The organism is Reyranella sp. (assembly GCF_050185545.1).
In the GTDB taxonomy this organism is placed as follows: domain Bacteria; phylum Pseudomonadota; class Alphaproteobacteria; order Reyranellales; family Reyranellaceae; genus Reyranella.
Map to the genome: position 1 here is coordinate 20,715 of NZ_JBFWZI010000118.1, position 2,968 is coordinate 23,682.

3 protein-coding genes are annotated in these 2,968 nt (G+C 67.6%); 1 reads left to right on the top strand and 2 read right to left on the bottom strand.

The window, feature by feature from the left end:
* The coding region (locus AB7O82_RS25480) for a hypothetical protein (RefSeq protein ID WP_428620465.1) at nucleotides 1-200 on the top strand (200 nt) is incomplete at its 5' end.
* Nucleotides 201-217: 17 nt separating this feature from the next.
* Here the strand turns inward: AB7O82_RS25480 and AB7O82_RS25485 are convergent.
* Complete coding sequence (locus AB7O82_RS25485) at nucleotides 218-1,114, bottom strand: Ku protein (protein WP_428620467.1); 897 nt, start codon at nucleotides 1,112-1,114, stop codon at nucleotides 218-220.
* Between the two features lie 28 nt (nucleotides 1,115-1,142).
* Nucleotides 1,143-2,968: DNA ligase D (gene ligD, locus AB7O82_RS25490; RefSeq protein ID WP_428620469.1), on the bottom strand; the 1,826-nt coding region annotated here is incomplete at its 5' end.

Genomic DNA, 2,968 nt, shown 5'->3' on the forward strand with positions numbered 1-2,968 from the left:
TCGTGCCCGATACCCTAGGCCGCCAGGGCCAGCCACAAGGCACCAAGCGCCAGTATTGCGCCTCCCAACGACAGAACGAGAACGGTGATGACACGACCGCTGATGACGCCGCTGCGCGCCTCGGTTGGCGTGAGATCGGCTTTCATGCAAAACCTCCGGCCTCGTTGATCGAGGACAATCGAAGAGACAACGCCACCTAAGCGGGGCGGGTTGCGCATCACGCCGCGCGCGCGGACGTCCGACGTTTCCTGCGACGGGGTGCCGGCCCGGCCCGGTGACGGGTCGCGGCGAAGCGTTCGGCCTTGTCGCGCCGGATCGACCCATCGCCCCTCAGGCTTCGGCTGAGCGCCTCCATCAGATCGACGACCTTGTCTCCCTCCTCCGGCTCGGCGCTGGTGACCAGCTCCTCGCCCTTCTTCTTGCGGGCGATGAGATCGCGCAGGGCGTCCTCGTAGCGATCCTCGAATGTGGTCGGATCGAACTTGGCCTTCTGCTGCTCGACGATCTTCTCGGCGATCTCCAGCATCTGGCGATCGGGCTTGGGCAGGTGGCGATCGAGAACGGCGCCGGAGTCGCGAATCTCGTCGTAGCTCCTGAGCGTCGTCAGCAGGATGCCGCCGTCGCGAGGCTCGAGCGCACACAGCCGCTCGCGCTGGTGCAGCACCAAACGACCCAGCGCCACCTGGTCCAGCTCGGCCATGGCGGCGCGGATGACGGCAAAGGCCTCGATGCCCGTCTTGCCGGCCGGCGCGAGATAGTACGGCTCGTCCCAGTAGATGCGATCGATGTCGCGCGCCGCGACGAACGATTCGATGTCGATGACCCGCGTCGATTCGAGCTTCACGGCCTCGAGCTCGTCCTTGTCGACCAGCAGGTACCGGTTTTTGGCGACGGCGAAGCCGCGCACCAGATCGCCGCGCTCGACGGCCCGACCGGTGCCGGCGTCGACCGTCTGCATGCGAATGCGATTGCCCGTCTTGGGATTGATCAGGTTGAAATGGACGTCCGCCGTCCGTTCGATGGCCGTATAGAGCACGACCGGGCAGGTCACCAGCGACAGCTTGAGATGGCCCTCCCAGGTGGGCTTCAACGCCTTGGTTCGCGACTTCGCCATCTTGGATGTCCTTCCGCTTCGGTGTCCTTCAGCTCCTCGATTCGATCAGGCGCTCGATCGCGCCGCGCAACGGGCGCGCAGCCTCGGCATAGTCCGCCCATGGCCTGTTCCGGCGCAGCAGCGGCGCGGCGGTGCGCAGCGTAAATCGCTTCGGATCGAGCCCCTTCTTCACCTGCGCCCAGCCGAGCGGCATCGACACGGTGGCGCCCTGGCGCGCCCGTGGAGAGAGTGGCGCGACAGCCGTCGCAGTGCGATCGTTGCGCAGATAGTCGAGGAAGATGCGTCCGCCGCGTTCCTTCTTGGCCATGGCGAGGACGAAGCGCTCGGGCGCCTGCTCGGCCAGCCTGCGGCAAACCTCCTTGGCGAACAGCTTGGCCGCGTCCCAGTCGGGGCTCCTGTCATCGTCAGTCAGCGGCACGACGACGTGCAGCCCCTTGCCGCCGGTGGTCTTGCAGAAAGTCGCCAGGCCGAGAGCTTCCAGGCGCCGGCGGACCAGCACGGCGGCGGCAACGACTTCGTCGAACGCCACGTCGGGCGCGGGATCGAGGTCGAAGACCAGCCGCCCCGGCAAGTCGGGCCGGCCGGGTTGGCAGTTCCACGGATGCAGCTCGAGTGCGCCGAGCTGCGCCACGGCGATCAGCCCCTCGACCGCGTCGATCTGCAGGTAGGGCTTGCGGTCCCCTTTCACCTTGACCTGCTCCAGCAGGTGCGACGTGCCCGGCATGGCATGGCGCTGGAAGAAGGTCTGGCCATGGATGCCGTCGGGCGCCCGCACGATCGAGCAGGGACGACCGGCAAGGTGCTCGATCATCCATGCGCCCATTGCCTCGTAGTAGCGCGCCAGCTCGAGCTTGGTGATCGGCGGCGTTTCGTCCGGCCACAGAGCCTTGTCGGGATGGGAGATCGACACGCCCATCACGGTCGACGGCGATGGCGTCGCACTCGGGGCATTGTGGGACTTCGATCGCCTGCCTGGTGTCGATCGTCGGGAAGACGTCGATGGTTTCGACGGTGGCGATCGCTTGGAAGTCACGGGCGCATCCACCCTTTCGGCTGGCGTTTCGATCCCGATCTCGCGCGGCGGCTTGTCGTCGCGCAAGCCCTTGAAGGCCGCCTGCCGCACATTGCCGCCGGCGGTCCAGCCGGCGAACTCGATCTCGGCGATCAGCCTGGGCTCCGTCCAGTGGATGGTGAACGCGCCCTGCCGCCGCGGCGCCCCGATGTCGAACGGGCTCGTGTTGCGTGCCACCTTGCGCAGACGCGCCAGCAACCGGCTCGCCATCGCCTGACCGAAGCCCGTGCCGACCTTGCCGGCATAGACGAATTTGCCGTCCCGGTAGATGCCGGCGAGCAGCGAGCGCAACCGGGTGCCGCCCTCGCTGGTCCAGCCGCCGATCACCACCTCCTGGCCGCCGCGGCACTTCGCCTTGGTCCAGCTGCCCACGCGGCCGGAGCGGTAGGGCGCTTCGAGCTGCTTGGAAACGATGCCTTCAAGCTTCATCCGGCAGGCCGAGCGCAGCACCGCGTCGCCGGCCTTCTCGAGGTGCTCGACGTAGCGCAACGGCGCCGTCTTGCCGGCCAACCCCGACAGCAGCGTGCGCAGGCGGGCCTTGCGCTCGATGAGCGGCAGGTCGCGCAAATCCGCGCCGTCGGCGAACAGCAGATCGAACGCGAAGAAGACGGGCTTTGCTGTCCCGCCATCGGACAGCGCCGCTTGCAGCGCGCCGAAGTCGGGAGCGCCGTCGCGATCGAGCACGACGGCCTCGCCATCGATCAGGCAATCGGGCAATGCCGATGCCGCCTCGGCGATGACCCGAAACTTCGCGGTCCAGTCGAGCCCCTTGCGGGTGAGGA